This window comes from Allocoleopsis sp., assembly GCF_036703385.1.
Classification (GTDB): domain Bacteria; phylum Cyanobacteriota; class Cyanobacteriia; order Cyanobacteriales; family Coleofasciculaceae; genus Allocoleopsis.
Map to the genome: position 1 here is coordinate 1 of NZ_DATNPA010000081.1, position 4622 is coordinate 4622.

Below are 4622 nucleotides of genomic sequence, written 5' to 3' on the forward strand. Positions count from 1 at the left end.
AACTGGCTTTGGAGGAGGAAAAGAAAGCCAAGCAACTTGTCACTGAAGCGCAACGGAAAGCCGAACTTGCGTTGGAGGAAGAGAAACAGGCGAATCAACGACTAGCAGAAGCGCAACGGAAAACTAAGCGACAAATGGTGATTGGGGCAACTGTCCTCGCGCTGTCTGTACTTGGGGCAATAGTGGCGATGATGGTGGCTGGTAATGCTCATCATGAGAGGGTTGTGGCAGAGTCACAACGCGATCAAGCTAGTCTAGCACTGGTTTCTGTCGAGTCAGAACGGGATAAGGCACAACAAGAAACTCAGGCAGCAACTCAGCAGAAAAACACGGCACAGAAGGCAGCAAACAAAGCCAAGCAAGAGCAACAAAAAGCCGAAGCAGCACGGCAAGATGCAGCGCAGAAATCTCAACAGGCAAACCGAAACTTAACTGTCGCTAATGCCAAGTTAGAAACAGCTAGTCAGCAAGTTACGCAGAAAACTCAAGAGTTAGACAAGGCAACTCAGCAGGTTCAAGCGGCGACTATGAGAGTGAACTCGGCACAGGAAGAAACCAACAAAGCCAAAGAAGAACAACAGCAGGCGCAACATCAGGTACAACAAGCTCAAAGTGACTTGGAAAAAACACAACGTGTTCGTCAAGATGCTTTAGAAAGGCTAAAACAGGCAAAAGAGCAACTTCAGGCAGCCAGTCAAAAGGTAAAGTCAGCAGACGAGCAAGTAGAAAAGGCACAACAAGCAGCAGATGAGGCAAAGCGAGTAGAACAGCAAGCTCAAGAGGAGGCTGGAAAGGCTCGACAAGAGTTAGTGCAGAGAGTTACAGAGTTAGACAAAGTGAATGCTCAGCTCAAGCTTGTCAATCGTGTACAGGATGACGTGGCTGCCAGCATACATGATACCCTAACCAAGATCGAACAACAAACTGGACAAAAATCTGCGGTTATCTACATTAGTTTAGGAGCGATCGCACAGACTGATGATGCTTCACTAGGATTGTGGCTAGTAACTGCAAAAGAGCAACAACGGAAGCAAGTGACCGAGGCAACGCGAGAGCAAGTTCTGAATGTGGCTAAAGAATTTAGAGCTAACGTTGCAACCCCTGTGAGTTCAACCTCCTACTTGGCTCCAGCTCAGCAACTCTATAAATGGATGATTCAACCACTTGAGGAAGATCTACACAAACAGGGCATTAATAACCTAGTCTTTCTCATGGACTCCCCTTTACGCTCTCTACCTTTGGCAGCTCTCCACGATGGCAAAAGCTTTCTAGTTGAGAAATATAGCATTGGATTAATGCCCGGTCTAACCTTGACTGATAATCGTCATGTGGATCTCAAAAATGCTAGTGTCCTAGCAATGGGAGCCTCGAAGTCTATAAAGCAACCGCCTCTACCTGCTGTGCCAGTAGAGTTGTCTACCATCATGAAACTTTGGCGGGGTAAATCCTTTCTCAACGAACAATTTACGTTCGAGAATCTGAAATTACAACGCCAGAAACAGCCTTTCCAAATTATTCACCTAGCCACTAATGGAGACTTCAAACCAGGAAAACTGGAAAACTCCTACATTCAGCTATGGGACGAGAAGCTGCGCCTAGATCAAATAGAACAGTTAGGCTGGTATGACCCTCCAGTAGAATTGTTAGTCCTGAGTGCTTGTCGCTCTGGGTTGGGCGATGAACGGATTAAGTACGGCTTCGCAGGCTCATCTGTTCAAGCTGGCGTTAAGTCAGTATTAGCTAGTCTTTGGTACATCAGCGATCAAGGAACTCTGGGACTGATGGCAGAATTTTACAGTCAGCTAAAGAGGGCACCTATTAAAGCTGAAGCCCTAAGGCAGGCACAAATAGCAATGATGAAGGGGCAAGTACGGCTTGAAGGAAGTCAGTTGCGTACCTCTACAATGAGCATTCAACTGCCACCAGAACTGGCACAATACGGAAACCAAAATTTTTCACATCCCTACTACTGGTCAAGCTTTACGATGATTGGCAATCCTTGGTAGTGGCTCATGTAGCATCAATCAATAATCACAATAGCCGAGCTTTCCTGAATGAGCAGTGATCGCTCCTTGCATCTCCAACAAATATTAAGGTAAAAGGGAAAGAATAAAGGGAAAAAATACGCTCGTGCCTGATTCATCTTCGAGTTGAGGAGCGATAAGCTTTCTTCGGTTTCGCGAGAGCTAACGCTCTGAGGAGCAAATAGGCGTTCGCTCATCATTCATCTTCTGTTTTGAGATGCGATGCTTGTGAGAGAAGATGGTGTGATCGCGCATGATTCATCTTCTCTTTTGCAGTGCGATGTATGGAACAGAGAAGGGGGCGATTAGCCGAAGCGTCGCGCTAGCGCGAAGCGATCGCGTAGTTACGGCAAAATTGAGGTAGTGGCAAGAAAAGAGGCGATCGCTGGACTATGAAGACCACGCTTGACAAACTAATTACTCTAGAAGAATTCCTCAAACTGCCAGAGACAAAACCTGCCAGTGAATTCATTAACGGTCGCACTTACCAGAAGCCAATGCCTCAGGGCAAACACTCTCGACTCCAGCTTAAACTCTGTGAAGCAGTTAACCAGGTAACTGAAGAACGGCAGATTGCGTTAGCTTTCCCAGAACTACGCTGCACCTTCGGAGGACGCTCAATCGTGCCAGATGTAACCGTATATAGCTGGGGACGGATTCCCTTTGACACTGAAGGCGAAATCGAGAATGCGTTTCAAACTTATCCGGATTGGACGATAGAAATTCTTTCACCTGATCAAAATGCAACTAAGGTAATCGGTAATATCCTGCACTGCCTTAAACACGGTACTCAGTTAGGGTGGCTCGTTGACCCTGATGAGCGCTTAGTACTCGTGTTTCTTCCGGGGCAGCAACCCATTGAGATGACTGGCAATGATAAGCTACCTGTTCCAGAGTTTCTGCAACTGGATTTGACTGTTACACAGGTGTTTAGTTGGTTAAAGCCAGGGCAGCAATGAGGTGATCGCTCATCATTCATCTTCTGTTTTGAAGTGCGATCGCACATGATTCATCTTCGAGTTGAGGGGCGATAAGCTTTCTTCGGCTTCGCGAGAGCTAACGCTTTGAGAAGGAAATATGCGATCGCTATTGCACTACAGGTGTTTGCTATGCAATGATGCGGTCTTCTATTGTTCAGGATGCGCTTCTCTGAAATGCGATCACATTAAACTTCATGTGCTAACGACAGCTTCAACGTTGGTAACGACAGCATTTGCCTTCCCAGTGAGGGAATAGCGCGATCGCATACAATGAGCATCATTACAGTCATGCAATTACACTTGTGGCAGTGAAGCAGGCAAGACGCCTACCCTCTTCTACTTCCCTCTACTTTCAGAGACTGTCTATCGCTACTAAATCATCGAGTTCTGCATAATCCGGTAACACGGTATCAATTGGCCTACCGTTTCTGAGAACAATGCGGTCATGTTGCGGACGGGACAAGAGTTCACTGAAGTTGCGTCCTTTGAACACAATTAAATCAGCAGGAATTCCCACATCAATTCGTCCCACATTCGGCAAACCCATTAAGTCAGCACAAGTCTTGGTAACAGCACAAGGCCAATTCCTATAAGGCATATCCAAGTGAGCAATCCTGACGGATTGGGTAAAGACTTCCAAGACATCATGATCGCCAAAACCATAAAAGGGATCGCGGCAGTTATCGCTAGACACAGCCACAGGAATACCGTGCTGCTTAATTTCGTGTACTGCTGTCACTCCCCGCCAGCGAGGGGTCATGTTGGGCTTTCGGTCTTGCAGATAGAGGTTACACATGGGTAGGCTGACAATGCCAATTCCGGCTTGTTTGACCAAATCCAAGGTTTTCTCTACGACCTTTGGTTCCTGTACTGCCAAACTACAGCAGTGACCACAAACAATTTGCCCGCTAAACTCATGGCGGAGGGCTGCTTCTGCTACTTTTTGCAGACAAATTGAATTAGGGTCATTGTTTTCATCGGTATGGAAGTCAAGATTTAAGTCTCGTTCTTTAGCAAGGTTAAATGTGGTATCTAGTTGGGTATCTAAATCAGGATTTATATAAGCTACCCCCCCAAGAATACCGTCTACTTCTGCAATTTTGTCCGCTAAAGCAACGCCTTCAGGGGTTTGGTAGTAGTCGAGACTGACGAGAGAAACGGCTTGCAAAATCAGGCGATCGCTCCATTGTTGCTGAAGTGATTGGAACACTCCTAGACTAATTTCGGCCTGTTTCCCAAACGAGTCAATATGGGTACGGATGGCTTTGGTGCCGTGAGCGTAGCTGCATTTAAGGCCAAATTCCATGCGCCGATAAACATCTTCTGCCTGCCAATACTTTTCGCTATCCGCCTTTGCCGTTTCCAAGGCACTGGCGAAGGTACCATCAGGATTAGGAGAACGTGTCCAAATATGACCCTTATCTAAATGGGTGTGGATATCCACGAAGCAAGGCCACACTTGCCCGCCTCGCAGATTTACGGTTGGCGTCTCTCTTGTATCGCAGCCATTGGCAGGAATAATTTGAATAATATTACCATCAGCAATTTCTAGATCAACCCGGCACAAGCTTTCCTCTGTTTGTTTGGCTGTAATAGTAGAATTATTGAGACTCAAGAC

At 46.5% G+C, this 4622-nt stretch carries 3 protein-coding genes; 2 read left to right on the forward strand and 1 reads right to left on the reverse strand.

The annotated features are described in order from the left end of the window. Both V6C93_RS04225 and V6C93_RS04230 read left to right on the forward strand, forming a co-directional pair. The coding region (locus V6C93_RS04225; protein ID WP_333475400.1) for a CHAT domain-containing protein at nucleotides 1–2006 on the forward strand (2006 nt) is incomplete at its 5' end. Between the two features lie 410 nt (nucleotides 2007–2416). Further along, entirely contained in the window at nucleotides 2417–2983 is a 567-nt protein-coding gene (locus V6C93_RS04230) for a Uma2 family endonuclease (protein ID WP_333475401.1), read from the forward strand. A gap of 373 nt (nucleotides 2984–3356) precedes the next feature. Here the strand turns inward: V6C93_RS04230 and V6C93_RS04235 are convergent. Next, on the reverse strand, nucleotides 3357–4622 hold a 1266-nt coding region (locus tag V6C93_RS04235), incomplete at its 5' end, for a cytosine deaminase (RefSeq protein WP_333475402.1).

Excerpts from the sequence above, each read along its gene's own strand:
- V6C93_RS04230 (WP_333475401.1), top strand. The coding sequence starts at position 2,417 with ATGAAGACCACGCTTGACAAACTAATTACTCTAGAAGAATTCCTCAAA.